22 protein-coding genes are annotated in these 17439 nt (G+C 62.9%); 8 read left to right on the forward strand and 14 right to left on the reverse strand.

All coding sequences use genetic code 11. The features are described 5' to 3' along the window. Positions 1 to 4: 4 nt before the first annotated feature. Positions 5 to 820, reverse strand: a complete 816-nt coding sequence (locus ACO06F_RS02235; protein ID WP_421695074.1) for an alpha/beta hydrolase — start codon at positions 818 to 820, stop codon at positions 5 to 7. Between the two features lie 17 nt (positions 821 to 837). Continuing rightward, a complete protein-coding gene (locus ACO06F_RS02240) occupies positions 838 to 2166 on the reverse strand; it encodes an 8-oxoguanine deaminase (protein WP_421695075.1) in 1329 nt (442 codons plus the stop codon). 137 nt (positions 2167 to 2303) lie between these two features. On the opposite strand from ACO06F_RS02240, the gene ACO06F_RS02245 reads away from it, so the two are divergent. The 4 genes from ACO06F_RS02245 to ACO06F_RS02260 all read left to right on the forward strand — a co-directional run bounded on the left by ACO06F_RS02245 (position 2304) and on the right by ACO06F_RS02260 (position 6265). Next, positions 2304 to 3449 (forward strand): ABC transporter substrate-binding protein, encoded by a 1146-nt coding sequence (locus tag ACO06F_RS02245; RefSeq protein WP_421696604.1) that lies wholly within the window; start codon positions 2304 to 2306, stop codon positions 3447 to 3449. A gap of 74 nt (positions 3450 to 3523) precedes the next feature. Next, a complete protein-coding gene (locus tag ACO06F_RS02250; protein ID WP_421695076.1) occupies positions 3524 to 4534 on the forward strand; it encodes an ABC transporter ATP-binding protein in 1011 nt (336 codons plus the stop codon). After that, on the forward strand, positions 4531 to 5463 hold the full coding sequence (locus tag ACO06F_RS02255) for an ABC transporter permease (protein ID WP_421695077.1): 933 nt from the start codon (positions 4531 to 4533) through the stop codon (positions 5461 to 5463). Before ACO06F_RS02250 ends, ACO06F_RS02255 begins: the two co-directional genes overlap by 4 nt. Next, positions 5453 to 6265: an ABC transporter permease gene (locus tag ACO06F_RS02260; protein WP_421695078.1), complete on the forward strand. Its 813-nt coding sequence runs from the start codon at positions 5453 to 5455 to the stop codon at positions 6263 to 6265. The genes ACO06F_RS02255 and ACO06F_RS02260 overlap by 11 nt, the downstream gene beginning before the upstream one ends. Before the next feature lie 12 nt (positions 6266 to 6277). Here the strand turns inward: ACO06F_RS02260 and ACO06F_RS02265 are convergent, their stop codons facing one another. Next, a complete protein-coding gene (locus ACO06F_RS02265; RefSeq protein ID WP_421695079.1) occupies positions 6278 to 6916 on the reverse strand; it encodes an NrsF family protein in 639 nt (212 codons plus the stop codon). After that, on the reverse strand, positions 6913 to 7461 hold the full coding sequence (locus tag ACO06F_RS02270; protein WP_421695080.1) for a sigma-70 family RNA polymerase sigma factor: 549 nt from the start codon (positions 7459 to 7461) through the stop codon (positions 6913 to 6915). The genes ACO06F_RS02265 and ACO06F_RS02270 overlap by 4 nt, the downstream gene beginning before the upstream one ends. A gap of 180 nt (positions 7462 to 7641) precedes the next feature. Between ACO06F_RS02270 and ACO06F_RS02275 the strand changes: the two genes are divergently transcribed. From ACO06F_RS02275 to ACO06F_RS02290, 4 genes are read left to right on the forward strand one after another with little or no spacing between them, the layout of a single operon-like run. Beyond that, positions 7642 to 7908 (forward strand): DUF2282 domain-containing protein, encoded by a 267-nt coding sequence (locus ACO06F_RS02275; RefSeq protein ID WP_421695081.1) that lies wholly within the window; start codon positions 7642 to 7644, stop codon positions 7906 to 7908. A 56-nt stretch (positions 7909 to 7964) separates the two neighbouring features. Beyond that, complete coding sequence (locus tag ACO06F_RS02280; RefSeq protein WP_421695082.1) at positions 7965 to 8828, forward strand: DUF692 domain-containing protein; 864 nt, start codon at positions 7965 to 7967, stop codon at positions 8826 to 8828. After that, positions 8812 to 9588 carry a DNA-binding domain-containing protein gene (locus tag ACO06F_RS02285; RefSeq protein ID WP_421695083.1) on the forward strand — a complete coding sequence of 259 codons (777 nt, stop codon included), beginning with the start codon at positions 8812 to 8814 and terminating at the stop codon, positions 9586 to 9588. The genes ACO06F_RS02280 and ACO06F_RS02285 overlap by 17 nt, the downstream gene beginning before the upstream one ends. After that, the gene (locus ACO06F_RS02290; protein WP_421695084.1) at positions 9581 to 10063 is read left to right on the forward strand and encodes a DoxX family protein; all 483 of its coding nucleotides are present in this window, start codon (positions 9581 to 9583) and stop codon (positions 10061 to 10063) included. Before ACO06F_RS02285 ends, ACO06F_RS02290 begins: the two co-directional genes overlap by 8 nt. 17 nt (positions 10064 to 10080) lie before the next feature. On the opposite strand, the gene ACO06F_RS02295 is transcribed toward ACO06F_RS02290, so the two are convergent. From ACO06F_RS02295 to ACO06F_RS02340, 10 genes are all read right to left on the reverse strand, one after another. After that, positions 10081 to 10527 carry a CoxG family protein gene (locus tag ACO06F_RS02295; RefSeq protein WP_421695085.1) on the reverse strand — a complete coding sequence of 149 codons (447 nt, stop codon included), beginning with the start codon at positions 10525 to 10527 and terminating at the stop codon, positions 10081 to 10083. Between the two features lie 23 nt (positions 10528 to 10550). Then, positions 10551 to 11678, reverse strand: a complete 1128-nt coding sequence (tgt, locus tag ACO06F_RS02300; protein ID WP_421695086.1) for a tRNA guanosine(34) transglycosylase Tgt — start codon at positions 11676 to 11678, stop codon at positions 10551 to 10553. Next, the gene (gene queA / locus ACO06F_RS02305; RefSeq protein WP_421695087.1) at positions 11675 to 12733 is read right to left on the reverse strand and encodes a tRNA preQ1(34) S-adenosylmethionine ribosyltransferase-isomerase QueA; all 1059 of its coding nucleotides are present in this window, start codon (positions 12731 to 12733) and stop codon (positions 11675 to 11677) included. Before queA ends, tgt begins: the two co-directional genes overlap by 4 nt. Before the next feature lie 118 nt (positions 12734 to 12851). Beyond that, positions 12852 to 13373 (reverse strand): peptidylprolyl isomerase, encoded by a 522-nt coding sequence (locus ACO06F_RS02310; protein WP_421695088.1) that lies wholly within the window; start codon positions 13371 to 13373, stop codon positions 12852 to 12854. Beyond that, the gene (locus tag ACO06F_RS02315) at positions 13373 to 13885 is read right to left on the reverse strand and encodes a peptidylprolyl isomerase (RefSeq protein ID WP_421695089.1); all 513 of its coding nucleotides are present in this window, start codon (positions 13883 to 13885) and stop codon (positions 13373 to 13375) included. Before ACO06F_RS02315 ends, ACO06F_RS02310 begins: the two co-directional genes overlap by 1 nt. Before the next feature lie 52 nt (positions 13886 to 13937). Beyond that, on the reverse strand, positions 13938 to 14453 hold the full coding sequence (coaD, locus tag ACO06F_RS02320; protein ID WP_421695090.1) for a pantetheine-phosphate adenylyltransferase: 516 nt from the start codon (positions 14451 to 14453) through the stop codon (positions 13938 to 13940). Between the two features lie 3 nt (positions 14454 to 14456). After that, positions 14457 to 15068 carry a LysE family translocator gene (locus ACO06F_RS02325; RefSeq protein WP_421695091.1) on the reverse strand — a complete coding sequence of 204 codons (612 nt, stop codon included), beginning with the start codon at positions 15066 to 15068 and terminating at the stop codon, positions 14457 to 14459. A 107-nt stretch (positions 15069 to 15175) separates the two neighbouring features. Continuing rightward, positions 15176 to 15589 (reverse strand): NUDIX hydrolase, encoded by a 414-nt coding sequence (locus tag ACO06F_RS02330; RefSeq protein WP_421695092.1) that lies wholly within the window; start codon positions 15587 to 15589, stop codon positions 15176 to 15178. Positions 15590 to 15684: 95 nt separating this feature from the next. After that, positions 15685 to 16677 carry an inorganic phosphate transporter gene (locus tag ACO06F_RS02335; RefSeq protein WP_421695093.1) on the reverse strand — a complete coding sequence of 331 codons (993 nt, stop codon included), beginning with the start codon at positions 16675 to 16677 and terminating at the stop codon, positions 15685 to 15687. A 14-nt stretch (positions 16678 to 16691) separates the two neighbouring features. Beyond that, on the reverse strand, positions 16692 to 17336 hold the full coding sequence (locus ACO06F_RS02340) for a DUF47 domain-containing protein (protein ID WP_421695094.1): 645 nt from the start codon (positions 17334 to 17336) through the stop codon (positions 16692 to 16694). Positions 17337 to 17439 lie beyond the last annotated feature (103 nt).

The following is a 17439-nucleotide window of genomic DNA, read 5'->3' on the forward strand; positions in this document are numbered from 1 at the left end:
CGTTTCAGGCCCGCGCGAGGGCCAGAAGACGCTCCGTCATCGGCGCATCTGCCCGCGACGGCATGTCCCCTATGCTGAAGTGGTTCTCCCCCGGACATTCTTCATAGCGGCAGGGAAGGCCCAGCCCCTGCCAGGCAGCGGCGAGGGAGCGCGCCTGGCGGCGGAATTCAAAGCTTTCCTCGGCACCCACCCAGCTTTCGAAGGGCATCCGATTCGGCATGGGCCAGAGCAAGGGGCTCGCAGTGGCGGCCTCCACGGCCGTCAGCCGCAAATCGTCATTGAAGGGGGTTGCCATCAAAGGCCGGAGGTCGAAGATGCCGCTGATAGACAGGCAAGCCTGGATCAGGTCAGGCCTTGCCCCGTAGAGCTGCCAGTCGGTTGCCGCCATGGCGGCTGCCAGGTGACCGCCTGCGGAATGGCCGGTGACGACCAGACGGCGCCCGTATCGCTGCCCGAGAAACAGGCAGCACTGCCGCAAATCGTCAATGATGTCACTGACCGTCACTTCGGGGCAGAGCGTGTATCCCGGCACCGCCACGTCAAAGCCTGCCGCATTGGCGGGTCCTGCCACATGGCTGAAGACCGGCTTGTCGAAACTCCGCCAATAGCCACCATGGATATAGACGATCAGTGCCCCCTGCCCGCCACCGCCGCGGCCTGGAAAATAGTCGAAGCGGTTCCGGGGGCGGGCACCATAGACAATATCAAGTTCGCCCGGGTGCTTCTCGCGATAGGCTGCGGCGTCTGCGTGCCAGCGGGCGATGATCTTCGCGTGATCCGGCACCATCGCCCGGTTGTTGTATTCCGCCGCGATATCCAAGACGTCGCCCCTCCCCCTTACAGAAACGCAAGTGCCGCTGCCCCATGCTGGGCCCGAAGTTCGGCAATGTCGATCCCCACCGGCATCCCATTCACCACGCGCCAATCACCGGCGATCATCACCCGATCTGCGCGGTGCGCACCGCAGAGGACGAGCGCCGCAATTGGGTCGCCCGCGCCGGAAAAGCGCAGCTCGTCCAGCGTGAACATGGCGAGGTCCGCCTGTTTCCCCACAGCGATTTCGCCAATATCGTCCCGGCCGAGGCAGCGGGCGGAGCCTTTGGTGGCCCAGCGCAGCGCGTCCAGATGGGAGACGGAGGCATCATAGGTCAGGCGGTTGATCATGAGGGCATGGCGCACCCCTTCCATCAGGTTGGAGGCGTCATTCGAGGCGGAACCGTCAACGCCGAGGCCCACAGGCGCTCCCGCGGCCTCTAACTCGCGCGTACGGCACTGGCCCGAGGCCAGCACCATGTTGGAGGTGGGGCAATGGCACACGCCCACGCCATGCTGCCCGAGCCTTGCAACGTCACGCTCCGAGAAGTGAATGCCATGGGCAAGCCAGGTGCGGGCGTTGAGCCAGCCCACATCTTCAAGATAGTCCACCGGCCCCATGCCGAAGGCGGAGCGGCAATAGGCATCCTCATCCTGCGTTTCGGCCAGGTGGGTGTGCAGGCGGCAATCATGCTTTTCTGCCAAGGCGCCACAGGCGCACATCAGGGATTTGGTGACGCTGAAGGGCGAGCATGGGGCGAGTGCGACCTGGATTATCGCACCCTCGCCGCGCTCATGATATTTGCCGATCACCCGCTCGCAATCGGCCAGGATCTCGTCTTCATCCTGCACCACGGAGTCGGGCGGAAGGCCCCCATCCTTTTCGGACAGATTCATCGACCCCCGCGTCACTGTCATGCGCATGCCGAGGTGCCGCGCCTCCTCAACCTGGATGTCCATCGCATCCTCGAGGCCCGGCGTGTACACATAGTGGTGATCTGACGTGGTGGTGACGCCGGACATCAAAAGCTCGGTCAGCGCCAGCCGGGTTCCGATCCGCATCGCATCGGGCGTCAGCCGCGCCCACACGGGGTAGAGCGCCTTCAGCCAGTCGAACAGCTTCTTGTTGATGGCCTGGGGGTGCGCCCTGGTGAGGGTCTGGTAAAAGTGATGATGCGTGTTGATGAGGCCCGGCAGAACGACGTGGTTGGATGCGTCAAACACCTGATCGACGGGGGAAAACGGCGCTTGCCCCAGCGTCAGCAGCTCCGCGATGCGGCCGTTGCGCACGACGATGCCTCCGCCTTTCTCAGCCAGAATGGCCAGGGGCGATTTGATCCAAACGCTGGGCATAAGCTAGCCTAAGGGGTTGCTGGGGTTGAATTTAAGGTGCAGTTCAGGCCACAATACATGGCACGGGCCGGAGGCGGCTGCCAAGCAGGCATGCCGCAACACGTGAGCCCGCAGGGAGAAAACATATCATGACCTTCATGAAGACAGCGATCGCCTCGCTTGCCGCACTCGCTGCCGTTAGCGGCATGGCACTGGCGCAGGAACTGCCGAAGGAAATCGGACCGGGCGAAGGCCAGGTCGATATCGTCGCGTGGCCGGGCTACATCGAGCGCGGCGAAACCGACAAGGGCTATGACTGGGTGACCCAGTTCGAGAAGGACACGAGCTGCAAGGTGAACGTCAAGACCGCCGCCACCTCGGACGAGATGGTGACGCTGATGAACCAGGGCGGCTTCGACCTCGTCACCGCCTCGGGCGACGCTTCGCTGCGCCTGATCGCCGGCAAGAAGGTGCAGCCGATCAATATCGCGCTTATCAAGGACTGGGGCACGCTGGATGACCGCCTGAAGGAAGCGCCCTGGCACACGGTTGACGGCGCGCATTATGGCGTTCCCTATCAGTGGGGCCCCAATGTGCTGGCCTATAACACCAAGGTCTTCAAGGAGGCACCCAAGAGCTGGGCTGTGGTGTTCGAGGAGCAGACGCTGCCCGACGGCAAGTCCAACAAGGGCCGGGTTCAGGCCTTCGACGGGCCGATCTATGTTGCGGATGCCGCTCTCTATCTGATGAAGACCAAGCCCGAGCTCGGCATCAAGAATCCTTATGAGCTGAACCAGGCGCAGTTCGATGCAGCGATCGCGCTGCTGAAGGGCCAACGCCAGCTCGTCGGCCGTTACTGGCATGACGCCATGGTGCAGATCGACGACTTCAAGAATGAAGGTGTCGTCGCCTCCTCTTCCTGGCCGTTCCAGGTCAATCTGCTGGAAGCCGACAAGCAGCCCGTTGCGTCGACCGTACCCGAGGAAGGTGCCACCGGCTGGGCCGACACCACCATGATGCACGCCAACGCGCCGCACCCGAACTGCGCCTATCTCTGGCTCAATCACTCACTGAGCCCCAAGCTGCAGGGTGATCTTGCGGCCTGGTTCGGATCGGTTCCTTCCGTTCCCGCCGCCTGCAAGGGCAATGAGCTGCTGACGGATGCAGGCTGCGCCACCAATGGCTTCGAGAACTTCGACAAGATCTGGTTCTGGCGGACGCCTACATCCAAGTGCGAAGCGGAAGGCGGTTGCGTTCCCTATTCGCAGTGGGACAAGGCGTACCGCGACGTGATGAGCCAGTAATCGCGGATAACACTTCCCCTCCCCTTCGTGGGGAGGGGAAATCTTCTCACTCTCCGGTTCCGCGAGAATTCCCCATGCCCCCAGCCGTTTCCTTCCAGCACGTGTCGCGCCATTTCGGGCAAGTGCGGGCGGTTGACGATGTGTCGCTCGACATTGCGGAGGGCGAGTTCTTCGCCATGCTGGGGCCATCGGGCTCCGGCAAGACCACCTGCCTGCGGCTGATCGCAGGCTTCGAGCAGCCGACGTCCGGGCACATCGAGATTTTCGGCGAAACCGCGGAAGGCCTGCCGCCCTACAAGCGCAACGTCAATACCGTGTTCCAGGACTACGCGCTGTTCCCCCATATGACGGTCGGTGAAAACGTCGCCTATGGGCTGATGATCAAGGGCGTTGCCAGGGCGGAGCGCGAGCGCCAGGCGCTCGATGCACTTGCCATGGTGAAGCTAGCAGGCTTTGACCAGAGACGGCCTTCCCAGCTTTCGGGCGGCCAACGGCAGCGTGTGGCCTTGGCCCGCGCCCTCGTCAACCAACCCAAGGTGCTGCTGCTGGATGAACCGCTGGGTGCCCTTGACCTCAAGCTTCGCGAACAGATGCAGGAGGAGCTCAAGGTGCTGCAGAAGCAGCTCGGCATCACCTTCGTGTTCGTGACGCATGATCAGGGCGAAGCGCTCTCCATGGCGGACCGGGTGGCAATCTTCAACGATGGCAGGATCGTGCAGGCGGGAACGCCCGAGGATGTCTATGAGCGCCCGCGCTCGCGCTTCGTGGCGGATTTCGTCGGCTCCTCCAATGTGCTGCCCCCGGCCTTCGCGGCAGCACATGGCGGTGCTGCGGCCTGGACCAGCCTCCGGCCGGAGAAGATCAGGCTGCTTGGCCCCGGCGAACCGCCCCGCCCTCAGCAGGAGACTGCATCGGGCGTGGTCGTCTCCGTACAATATCAGGGTGCGGTGACGCGGCTGGCGGTCGATGCCGCAGGCACACGGCTGGTCGCGGCGATCCCCGCGGGAAGCGCCACCATCCGGGAAGGTGACAGTGTAACCCTGGCCTGGGATCAAGCGAGCCCCGTGGCCATGGAGGCGGCATGACGGCCGCTGCCGCCACGCCCGCGGCGCGCGGCGGGCTATCGGATTTCTTCTACCGCAATTCCGGCCTCCTGACCCTCGCACTGCTGCTGCCGCCGCTTCTCTGGATCGGGCTCGTTTATATCGGCTCGCTCTTTGCGCTGCTGCTGCAGAGCTTTTATTCGCTTGACGAGTTCTCTGGCCTCGTCGTCCATGATTTCACTTTCTCGACCTATGGGCATTTGTTCCAGCAAGGGAACCTCACCATCATCCTCCGCACCGCCGTGATGGCGGCACTGGTGACGCTGGCAAGTGCCATCATTGCGTTTCCCATCGCCTATTATGCGGCGCGCTATGCGCGGGGCGGCTGGAAGGCGCTGTTCTATCTCGCCGTCATGATGCCGCTGTGGTCCAGCTATCTGGTCAAGGTCTATGCCTGGAAGCTGATCCTCGCCAAGGAAGGAATCATCAGCTGGGTGGCCACGCAGCTGCATCTTGGCTGGATCATCGATGGCGTGCTGAGCCTTCCGGTGGTTGGCGGCCCCTCGCTCTCCTTCAGCTACATCGGCACGTTCCTGGTCTTCGTCTATATCTGGCTGCCCTACATGATCCTGCCGACGCAGGCGGCATTGGAACGTGTGCCGAAGAACTTCATCGAAGCCTCGGCCGATCTGGGCGCTTCGCCGCGTCAGACATTCCGGACGGTGATCCTGCCATTGGCCATGCCGGGCGTGATCGCAGGCTCGATCTTCACCTTCTCGCTGACGCTGGGTGACTACATCATCCCGCAGATCGTGGGGAATTCCCGGCCCTTCATCGGCACCACCGTCTATGCGCTGCAGGGCACGGCGGGCGACATTCCGCTTGCTGCCGCATTCACCGTCGTTCCCGTGTTGATTATGGGCATTTACCTTATGATCGCCCGCAGGCTGGGGGCATTCGATGCGCTCTGAGCCCAAGGCGAGTTTTGCCCTCCGGGCTGCGGCCGTGGGTGGGCTCCTGTTCCTTCATGTGCCGCTGGCCCTCATCGTGCTCTATGCCTTCACCACGGAAGAGAAGAGCTTCCAGTTTCCGCCGCCGGGCCTGACGCTGCACTGGTTCTCCGTCGCCTGGTTCGACCGGCCCGATATCTGGGGCCCGCTCTGGCTCTCCGTTCGCGTGGCCGTGCTGGCAACGCTGATTGCGCTGGTGCTCGGCACGCTGGCGGCTGCGGCGCTGTGGCGAGCGAAATTCTATGGCAAGGATTCGATCTCGCTCCTCTTCATCCTGCCGATCGCCCTTCCCGGCATCATCACCGGCATTGCGCTGCGCTCGGCCTTCGACATCATGTCGATCCCGTTTTCGACCTGGACAATCGTGCTGGGCCACGCCACCTTCTGCATCGTGGTCGTCTACAACAATGCGCTGGCCCGCTTTCGCAGGCTCTCCGGCAGCATGATTGAGGCATCGATGGATCTGGGGGCCAATGGCCCGCAGACCTTCCGCCATGTGGTGCTGCCGCAGATCGCCTCAGCGTTGCTGGCGGGCGGCATGCTGGCCTTCGCGCTGTCTTTCGATGAAGTGATCGTCACCACCTTCACTGCCGGGCAGCAATCAACGCTGCCGATCTGGATGCTGAATGAGCTGATCCGTCCGCGCCAGCGGCCTGTCACCAATGTGGTGGCGCTGTTCGTCATCGCCGTCACCTTCCTCCCCATTCTCGCGGCGTACTATCTGACTCGCGAGGGCGAGCACACGGGCGGTTCGGGCAAATAGGCGCGTTGCCCGTTACCAGCGCAGAACCGCGCGGCCCGCAACCGCCCCTATGGCCCCGAGGGTGAGAATACCGATGGGGTACCAGACGGCCACGAAGAGCGGTGAATCGTCGGGGCAGTGCGCGGCATAGGCGGTTGCCGCGAGGCCGCCGGCCACAAGGCCGGACAGAAAGCCCGTCAGCACCGGCCGCGTCGTGGCACCTTGCCGGATCGCCCAGAGCGCCAGCACCAGCGGCACAATGCCGAAGGCGGGAACCAGCGTGAGGCAGTAAAGCCAGTTGGTGCCGATGACCTTCGTGCCCCACATGGCGTGCGGCAATGCCCAAAGCTCGAAGACAGCAGCGCCCAGAAGCAAGGCGGGAGCGGCAAGCAGCAGCCACAGCGGCGCGCGCTGCAGCCCTTCGGGATAGAGCGCGCGGCTCAGAAGAAAATAGCCCGTGGCGGCGAGCGTCACCGTCACCAGGAATTTGAAATCAAAGCGCCATGTGCCGCTTGCTTCGGCGATGTCCGGCCGCGGCCCGATGGTGAACAGCATCAGCAGCACGGCCACTGCTGCGGCGGCGAAAACCGCCAGCGCCAAGGTCAGCCGGGGAGAGCCCTGTTGGGGCTGGCTGTCAGCGGAGAGCCTGCCGATCAGATCCTGGGTTTTCATGCCTGACGCCCGAAGCGCTGCGCAATTATGCTGAGGCCGCGGTGGAAGGCAACTCTCACCGCCGTTTCCTGCATCTTGAGGGCGGCGGCCGTTTCCTTGATCGAGCGGCCTTCGATGGCAATCGATCTTACGACCCGCTGCTGACCGTCACTCAAGCTGCCGACTGCTTGCTCGATATGTTGAGACTCTTCCATGTCACCAGCGGTTTCCGGTCCGGGGAGGACGTCGGCAAAATCTTCGATCGGCAGTTCCACGCGAACCCCACGGCGCCGGAACGCATCGATCGCCTTATAGCGGGCAATCGAAGTGAGCCATGGCAGAATGGGCTCATCCACGCGCCATGTGTGCCGTTTCAAATGTACGGCAAGCAGTGTTTCCTGGACCACGTCTTCGACGCCCGTCGAATAGGCAGCACCCATGCGGCGCGCCACGGCCCGGCGGGTGAGATCGGCCGCCCTGCGCAGGAAAGCGGCGTAGGCGGTCTCATCCCCCTTCAGTGCGGCGAGCATCAGTGTTGCCATTTCGCGATCCTCTTCGGATGCCATTCTTATTCTCTTTCGCCGCCGCCGGACGATTTGTTACAGCCAGCACCCAGCACTGACAAGCACACCCTTCCGGTCACAAGTGATCACGGCCGCGTGTGGGCTGTAACAACGGGCAAGCCCCCCGCGAAGTCTCCAATGTCGGGCCAAGAATGTCCGTCGTTCCACAGAGGAAACTTCATCATGAACCATCAGCTCATCGCCGCCGCCCTTCTCGCCGCAATCGCGCTGCCTGTTGCTGCCGCCCAGGCGGGGCCCACGCCCGTTCCGTCCTATGACTCCGAGAAGTGCTTCGGCATTGCCAAGGCTGGCATGAATGATTGCGCGGCCATGAGCGGTGCGCATTCCTGCGCCGGCATGTCCAAGGTCGATTCAGATCCGAATGAGTGGGTCTATGTTCCGGCCGGCTATTGCAGCCGCATCGTCGGCGGCCAGACGCAGGCCAAGTAATGGCAACCGGCGGGGCGGCCGTCGCGCCGTCCCGCGCAATACTCCGGAGCAGCAGCATGAAACATCGCGTCATGAAAACCAGCGCCGGCGTCGGCCTGCGCTTGCAGCATCTGAGCGCCGTTCTCGAAGACAGGCCATCCGCCGCGTGGTTCGAAATACACCCGGAAAACTATCTCGCGAACCCTCATGCCGCGGAAATGCTGGCTGAGATTTCCAGGCATTACCCGGTTTCCGTCCACAGCGTCGGCATCTCCGTGGGGAGCGCCACGGGGCTGGACCGCACGCATTTGTACCGCGTCAAATCACTGATTGATGCCATCGATCCCGTCCTCGTCTCCGGCCACCTCGCCTGGTCAACGCATGAAGGGGAATATCTGAATGACCTGCTGCCCCTGCCCTACACGGATGAATCGCTCGACCTGATTTCAGATCACATCGACGAGGTGCAGGATGTGCTGGGCCGTGCCTATCACCTCGAGAACCCGTCGAACTATCTGGGCTTCACCGGCTCCACCATGCCGGAGACCGCATTTCTCAATGAGGTGGTCCGGCGCACCGGCTGCAAGCTGCTCTGCGATGTGTCGAACATTCACGTCAGCGCACATAATCTGGGCTATGACGCGCGGCGCTACATTGACGAGCTGCCGGGCGAGGCCATTGGCGAAATGCATCTGGGCGGCTTCGAGATGGAGATGGAGCCCTCCGGCTCTTCCGTCATCATCGATACGCATGCCCGCCCCATCGATCCTCAGGCCTGGGATCTCTATGCCTATGCGGTCAGCCGCTTCGGGCCACGGCCGACATTGATCGAATGGGACAGTGCCATTCCGGCGATCGATGTGCTGCTGCGGGAGGCCGCCAAGGCGGATGCCATTGCAGTTGCCGTGCTGGAGGAGACGCGCCATGCCGTCGCTGTCTGAAACGCAGTCGGCCTTCCGCACGGCGGTCACGGCGGACGGTCAACAGGCGGTTCTTGGGCTGCTTCGTGCGAGCGGGGATGCCGCAGAACGGCTCGAGATTTATCGCCGCCATTATCGCGAGAGTTTCCGCCGCCATCTGCGGGGACGCTATCCGACACTCGAGTGGATTCTGGGTACGGACCGGCTGGTCGCATTGGCCGATGCCGCGCTCATGCGTTCTCCCCCGCGTGCGCCCAGCCTTGCGGAATATGGTGAAGTGCTGGTCGATGTGGTGGCCGATGCGCGCGAAAGCCTTCCCGCCTATGCCGCTGACGTGGCCCGGCTGGACTGGCGCCTCGGCTGCCTTTCGGTTGCGGTATCCCGCGAGCCCATGGCGATCGCGGCGCTGGCCGCGGTGCCGCCTCAGCATCTTGCTCAGATCACGCTCGGGCTGCAGCCCGGCCTTGCCTTCCTGGCCTCAGGCTGGCCGGTTGATGAACTGCTGCATCTTCGCCACCAATCCCACCAGCCGGAGCAACTGGTCTTCGAGCCTCGGCAGACCCTGCTGCAATTGCGCGGCGCACGTGGCCGCTTTTCCGTTGAACGGCTGAGCCCCGGGGGCTTCACCTTCCGCGCGCGGCTCGCTGCAAGCGAGGCGCTGGGCGCGGCGGCATCCGCCGCTGTCGAGGCTGAACCGGGCTTCGATCTCTCAGCTGCCCTTGGCCGCCTGTTTTCGGACGGGCTTGTCATCAACCTCACTCAGGAGACCCTCCATGCATGATATGTTCACCGTCTGGCGCCGCCGCTTTGTTGCCGTCCGTGCGCTGCTGGCGCAAATGCCCCTGTCACTGATTTTGCTGGGGATGCGGATTTCCATGGGATTCGTGTTCTTCAACGCCGGACTGCTGAAGGCGCGCTCCTTCGATTTTGCGGTGAAGCTTTTCGCCAATGAATATCAGCTGCCCATCATCCCGCCGGAAATCGCTGCGCGTCTGGCGATGATTGTGGAACTGGGGGCACCCCTTTTCCTGTTCGCAGGGCTCGCCACCAGGCTTGCCACCTTGCCCCTCATCGGCATGACGCTGGTAATCGTGACGCTGGTTTACCCCGCTTCCTGGGTGGAGAGCCTTCTGTGGGGCAGCGTGCTGGTGATGATCCTCACGCGGGGACCTGGGGTCATCTCGCTCGACCACCTGATCGAGCGCTGGCTTGTGTCACGCGACAGGAAAGCGGCCGTTCTTGCTCCCGCGGAATGAGGCCTGGCGCCAGGGTGTCAGCTGGTTTGGCCAGCTGCCACCTTGGCGAAGCTCTCGAAGAACTGCGCAGACAATTGCCGCGCCGTGGGCTCGATGAAGCGCTGGGCGAGGCTGGCGATCTTGCCCGTCACCTGGGCGTCGACATCATAGATCAGTTTGGTGCCCTCGGGCACATCCTCAAGCCTGACATTGGCGCCGCCGGTGGCACCGCCCATCATGGACTTGCCTTCGCCCGAGATGCGATAGCCATTGGGGGGATCGAGGTCAGACAGGGTCACAGCACCTTTGAAGGTGGCCTTGACGGGGCCCATCTTCACGGTGACTCTCGCCTCCATGGTGGTGTCAGAGGTCTTGGTGATCTCCTCACAGCCGGGGATTGCCTGGCGGAGCACCTCGGGATCGTTCAGCGCCTCCCACACCTTTTGGCGCGGCACAGGGATAATCACCTCGTCCGATAGTTTCATGTCGTCCTCCCATTTCGATCCGATTATGCCGGGATATCGCCGCGCTGCCACTGTTCCTTCGTCGCAAGCCGGAAGGCCTCGAAACGGCCTTCGGCGATCGCGGCGCGGATCCCCTGCGTCAGCGTCTGATAATAGGCGATATTGGCCCAGGACAGCAGCATCATGCCCAGAAGCTCGCCGGAGCGGATCAGGTGGTGGAGATAGGCCCGCGAATATTGGGACAGCGCCGGGCATGGATGTTCCGGGTCCAGCGGGCGCGGGTCCCCGGCATGCCTGGCATTCCGGAGGTTGATCTTGCCGAAACGTGTGAAGGCCTGGCCATGCCGGCCGGACCGCGTCGGCAGCACGCAGTCGAACATATCAATGCCGCGCGCCACGGATTCGAGGATGTCCTCCGGCGTTCCAACCCCCATCAGGTAGCGCGGTTTGTCCTCCGGCAGATGGGGGATCGTGTGCTCGATCGCCTGCAGCATGAGGTCATGACCTTCGCCCACCGCGAGCCCGCCAATCGCATAGCCCTCGAAGCCGATGGCGCGGAGCCCCTCTGCGCTGAGCTTCCTCAGCCGGGGATTGATGCCGCCCTGGACGATGCCGAAATTGCCCCGGCCCGGCTGCTGCCCGAAGGCCCGCCTGGAGCGGTCCGCCCAGCGGAGCGAGAGTTGCATCGCCTTCTCGGCTTCTGCCTCCGTGTGGGGATATTCGATGCATTGATCGAGTTGCATTTGAATGTCGGAGCCCAGCAGCCGCTGGATTTCCATCGCCCGCTCGGGCGAGAGTTCATATTTCCGTCCGTCAATGTGGGACTGGAACATGGCGGCCTGTTCGGTGATCTTGCGGATCTTCGAGAGCGACATGATCTGGAAGCCGCCCGAGTCCGTCAGGATCGGCCGTTTCCAGCCGATGAAGTGATGAAGGCCGCCAAGCTTTGCGACCTCCTCCGCCCCCGGCCGCAGCATCAGGTGATAGGTGTTGCCGAGAATGATGTCCGCCCCGGTCTCCTCGACCTGATTGAGGTAAAGGCCCTTGACCGTGCCAACCGTGCCCACCGGCATGAAGGCGGGGGTGCGGATGTCACCATGGAGTGTACGGACGGTGCCGAGCCGGGCCGGGCCGTCTGTTGCGTGAAGCGTGAAGCCAAATTCAGTCGTCATGGGCTGGGGAATAGCAGGCTCGAGTCGCCATAGGAATAGAAGCGATAGTCATTCGCGATGGCATGGGCATAGGCCGCGCGCATGGTCTTAAGCCCAGCGAAGGCAGACACCAGCATGAAGAGCGTCGATTTGGGCAGGTGGAAATTGGTGATCAGCAGGTCAACCGCGCGGAATTTGTAGCCGGGGGTGATGAAAATCTCCGTCGTGCCCGAGAATGGTTCGAGCCCGGCGCTTTCGAGAAGGCGGAGCGAGGTGGTGCCCACGGCCACGATCCGGCCGCCCTTGGCGCGAACCGACTTCAGCCGCTCGCAGGTTCCGGCCGTCACTTCCCCCCATTCGGCATGCATCTTGTGATCTGCGGTATCTTCCGCCTTGACCGGCAGAAAGGTGCCAGCGCCGACATGCAACGTTACAAATTCCGTTGAGATTCCAGACGCTTCCAGCTTATTCATCAACTCCGGCGTAAAGTGAAGCCCGGCGGTCGGAGCAGCCACGGCCCCTTCTCTTTCGGCGAACACCGTCTGGTAATCGGCCTTGTCTTTCTCGTCGGTGCCACGCTTTCCGGCGATATAGGGCGGCAGCGGCATTTCCCCGACTGCCGTGATCGCCTCGTCCAGAGCGGGCCCAGAAAAATCGAAGGCGAAGGTCACTTCCCCCGCCTCGCCTTTTTCTTCAACCGTGGCGTCCAAGTGGCCGATAAGACAGAGCTTTCCCTCCGACCCGAACCGGACGCGATCACCCTTTTCGAGCTTCTTTGCGGGTTTCGCGAAGGCCTTCCAGCGGCTGCCATCGAGCCGCATGTGCAGCAAGGCTTCGATCTTGGGAGTCGTGCCGCCCCGCCCGATGCGGTTGCCGGAGAGTGCCGCGGGGATCACCCGGGTATTGTTGAACACGAGAACATCGCCCGGTTTGAGAAGGCTGGGGAGGTCTCGGAAGACATGGTCATCAAGGCCCTGCGGCCGGACCACGAGAAGCTTCGATACGTCGCGCGGCGAAACAGGCCGGAGTGCAATCCGCTCCGGCGGGAGTTCAAAATCAAAGTCCGAAACGCGCATGAGGGACCGGTCTATCTCTAGGGCCCGTCATGCCAGCGAAGGCTGGAATCCCGCTTTGGGGCCCGGAAAGCGCCACCCCTGCCTTCGCTGGGGTGACGCCAATTATCTGTGCTTGAAACTACTTTGCGTCAGCAGCAACCTGGAACTTGGCGATCTTGTCCGGCTGGCTCACCGGTTCGCCGCGCTTGATGGCGTCCACGATGTCCATGCCGTCCGTGACCTTGCCCCAGACCGTATATTGCCGGTCAAGGAAGCCGGCATCATCGAAGCATATGAAGAACTGGCTGTTGGCCGAGTCCGGGTTCTGGGAGCGCGCCATGGAGCAGACGCCGCGCACATGCGGCTCCTTGGAGAACTCCTGCTTCAGATTGGGCTTCTTCGAACCACCCATGCCAGCGCGGCCGGCATTGAAGCTGGAGGCCGTGGTGTTGCCAAACTCCACATCGCCACCCTGGGCCATGAAGCCTTCGATCACGCGGTGGAAAACCACGCCATCATAAGCGCCTTCACGGGCGAGCTCCTTGATGCGGGCGACGTGGTTCGGCGCGAGGTCCGGGCGGAGCGCGATGGTGATCCGGCCCTTGGGCTGGTCCTTAGCATCCACCACGTCGAGATAGACCGTGTTTTCGAGATCAGCCATTATTCCACCGTTACCTTTGTCATCTTGTCAGGGTTTGCCGGCGGCTCGCCGCGGGCGATCTTGTCCACGCAGGCCATGCCCTGCTCATCCACCTGGCCCCACACCGTGTATTGGCCATTGAGGAAAGAGCCATCGGCGAACATCACGAAGAACTGGCTGTTGGCCGAATCCGGATCCTGCGACCGCGCCATGCCCACCGTGCCGCGCTTGAACGGCTCCTGGGTGAACTCGGCCTTGATGTCGGGAAGCTTGGAGCCGCCCATGCCGGTGCCCGTGGGGTCACCCGTCTGGGCCATGAAACCATCGATCACGCGGTGGAAAACGATGTTGTTGTAGAAGCCTTCCTTGGCGAGCTTGGTGACCTGCGCCACGTGCTTGGGCGCCAGATCGCCGCGAAGCGTGATCTCGAAGGAGCAGCCCTTGCTGGTCTCCACCTTAAGCTTGCTGGCGGCAAGTGCGGGAGTGCTGAGAAGCCCAGCGGCCAGAGCGGCCAGGGCCAGTTTCCTGATCATGTTGTCTCCATTGGTTGTCAGGTGCCGTTCCTGACCGGACCGCACAAAAAAGTCAATGTGATGGCTTGGCCGTCTCGCCAAGCGCTGCGGCAACCGCCTCCTGCGCCTCCTTGGGGATGAAGAGCGTGATGTCACCCCCCATGCGGGCAATCTGCTTCACCAGCGAGGAGGCGATCATGCGGGTGGCGGGCGAGGCGGCCAGGAACACGGTTTCGATATCGGGAGCGAGGCCTGCGTTCATCTGGCCCATCTGGACTTCATAATCGAAGTCGCTCGCATCCCTGAGGCCGCGGATGATGACCCCCGCATGGTGCTTCCGTGCCGCCTCCACCGTAAGGCCGCCGAACGTTGTGACCACGATTTTGACGCCGGTGTGCTCGGCAATGGGCCGCGTCACGGTCTCAAGAACTGCGATCCGTGCCTCGGCGGCAATGAGACCCTGTTTTCCGTGATGCACGCCGACGCCCAGTACCAGCTTGTCAACGAGCCTGGCTGCCCGCGCGATGATATCGAGGTGGCCATAGGTGACGGGATCGAAGGAGCCGGGATAAAAGCCGGTGCGCGCCATGTGTCAGCGCCCCCTCAGCGCCATCCAGATGCCACCACCCATCAGGAAGCAGCCGCTGACAATTTCCAGCGCGCGGATGCGCGAGCGGGACAGGAAGGCCCCGGCCTTTCCTGCCATCAGCGCATACATGACGTCCCCAAAGCAGGCGATGGCCATGAAGGTGGCGCCCAGAAGCAGGATCTGGCGCATCGGATCATCTGCGGGCGTAATGAAGGGCGGGATCATCGCCCCGAACAGCACCAGCATCTTGGGGTTGGAGATGATGACAATGAAGCCCTGTAGGAAGAACGAGCCCCGGGGCCGCGCCCTGTCCACCGCAATCGCCAGATCGCCCTTGGAGCGGAACAGCTTGATCGCCAGCCAGATCAGATAGGCCGCACCGGCGTAGCGCAACACATCGAACCACACGCCCATGAACTCGATGGCGGCTCCCAGGCCCAGCGCCGCGATGCCGAGCCAGACCACGAAGCCCGCCTGCGTGCCCACCACATTGGCCAGCCCCGCGCGGGAGCCATATCGCAAGCTGTTGGCGATGATGACAGTCACCGTAGGACCCGGCACGAAGGCCAGAGCAGCTGCAGCGGCGGTGAAGGCGAGATAGGATTCAAGTGTCATCGGGATTACTCCTCTGAAGCTTCACATAGCCACAGAGGGACCTGGATACGCAAGTCTCTGCCCCTTCCTTCCCTTTTCCTGTTGCAGAGCAGTGGGAAAAGGAGATCCTACTTCAGCTTGCGGATGATCTGCTTCAGTTCGGGCTCATCCACGGCGTCGGCGGCATCGGGCACGGAGAACCACTGCATCCGGCGCTGGCCCTGCTCCGGCCAGTCACGGTGCTGCACCATCTGTTCCATTCCGTAGACTTCGACCTTGGTGGGCAGAACCCGGCCATTGCCAAGGCGCTTGCCATATTCGAACGCGCCGATGGGCTTCTTGCTCAACTGGCCGCCAAGACCCGCCTCCTCATAGGCTTCGCGCGCCGCCGTCTGGGCGGGGGACAATCCCTTGATGGGCCAGCCCTTGGGGATCACCCAGCGGCCCGTCTCGCGTGACGAGATGAGCAGCACCTCACGCGTGGCGCCGCTATAGCGCCACGGAAGGGCGGCATATTGGGTTTTCGATCCGGGCTTCTTCACGGCACCTGTCCAGAGCAAAGGGGTCGCGCTCCACGGTCAGAGTTCACAGCGGGAGCCTTGATTCGACAACATAAGTGTAAACATCTGGTTCCTGCTCAGAAAATAAGCTTCCCGAGCCAATATCCGAGTCCGCCGATCAGGGCCGCCGCCGGCATGGTGATGACCCAGGCATAGACGATGCCCGAGGCGACGTTCCAGCGCACCGCGGAGATGCGCTTGGCCGCACCCACGCCAACAATGGCGGACGTGATGGTGTGGGTGGTTGAGACGGGGATGCCGAGATAGGTGGCGCCGAACAGCGTGATGGCGCCCGCCGTCTCCGCGCAGGACCCCTGCATCGGCGTCAGCCGCGTGATCTTGGAGCCCATGGTGTGGACGATGCGCCAGCCCCCCAGCAGCGTGCCGATGCCCATCACCGTATAGCAGGACAGGATGACCCAGCCCGGCACGGTGAACTCGGCATAGACACCGTGCGAATAGAGCAGCACCGCGATGAGGCCAGCGGTCTTCTGTGCATCATTGCTGCCGTGCCCCAGCGAATAGAGGGCCGCGGAGACAAGCTGCGACTTCCGCGAGAATGCATCGGCAAAGGCCGGAGACGACCTGACGAAGGCCCAGCTCACCAGCAGCACCAGCAGAAGCGCCAGCACGAAGCCCATGGCGGGCGATAGCACGATGGCGATGACGGTCTTGCTCAGCCCGCCCCAGATGATGGCGGAGAAACCGGCCTTGGCGACGCCCGCCCCCACCAGCCCGCCGATCAGCGCATGGGATGAGGAGGACGGAATGCCGCCCCACCAGGTGATGGCGTTCCACGCGATGGCGCCGATCAGTGCGCCGAAAATCAGCGGATCATCGACGAGCTTGGGGTCGACGAGACCCGTCCCCACCGTATCCGCCACATGGACGCCGAAAATGAAGAAGGCCATGAAGTTGAAGAACGCCGCCCACACCACCGCATATTGCGGCTTCAGCACGCGGGTCGAGACGATGGTGGCGATGGAATTCGCCGCATCGTGCAGGCCGTTCATGAAGTCGAAGGCCAGCGCCACGATGATCAGCAGCACCAGCGTAATGGAAATAGCCATATTGGCTTGCCCCGTCAGACGTGTTCGATGACGATATCGCCCATCACATGCGCCACATCCTCGAAGCGGTCGCACACTTTCTCGAGGTGGTCATAGATTTCAGAGCCGATGACGAAGGCCAGCGCATCCTGCCGGGCGGGTCCCTTGAACAGGGCGCTCAGGCCGCTGTCGTTCAAGTCATCCGCTTCGCCTTCTATGGCGGTAAGCTGGCCCGTCAGCGCGTGCAGCTTGGCGGAGTGCTGGCCCACCTTGCGCATCATTGGGAGGCCTTCGGCAATCAGATCCGCCATGGCAATCGCCTTGTCCGCCATGGCCAGCATGTTGGGCTCGAAGTGGGTGACGTCATAGAGCATCACGGTCTTGCCTGTCTTGTTCATCTGGTCGATGGCATCGTCCAGGGCGGAGGACAAAGCCTTGATGTCAGAGCGGTCAAAGGGCGTAATGAAACTGCGGCGGATCGCCTGCATGACCTCATAGGAAATCTGGTCCGCCTCCTCTTCCTGGCGGGACAGGGCGCGGCAATGCTGCACCATGTCCGGCCCGCCCTGGACGATGGCGCGAAGCGAACGGGCCGCCTCCTGGGCCTTGACGGCATGGGCCTCGAAGAGATCGAAGAACTTCTCTTCCTTTGGCATCATCTTCTTGAACCAGTCCAGCATCCTTCACCCCCTCGAAAGCCCATTTCGGGGTTAGCCCCATGTGCCGGGGCTGTAAACGCCAACCCTGCGGCAATCCGCTGGATTTCGGGCATATGTTCCGGGT

The organism is Aestuariivirga sp. (assembly GCF_965227715.1).
Classification (GTDB): Bacteria; Pseudomonadota; Alphaproteobacteria; order Rhizobiales; family Aestuariivirgaceae; genus Aestuariivirga.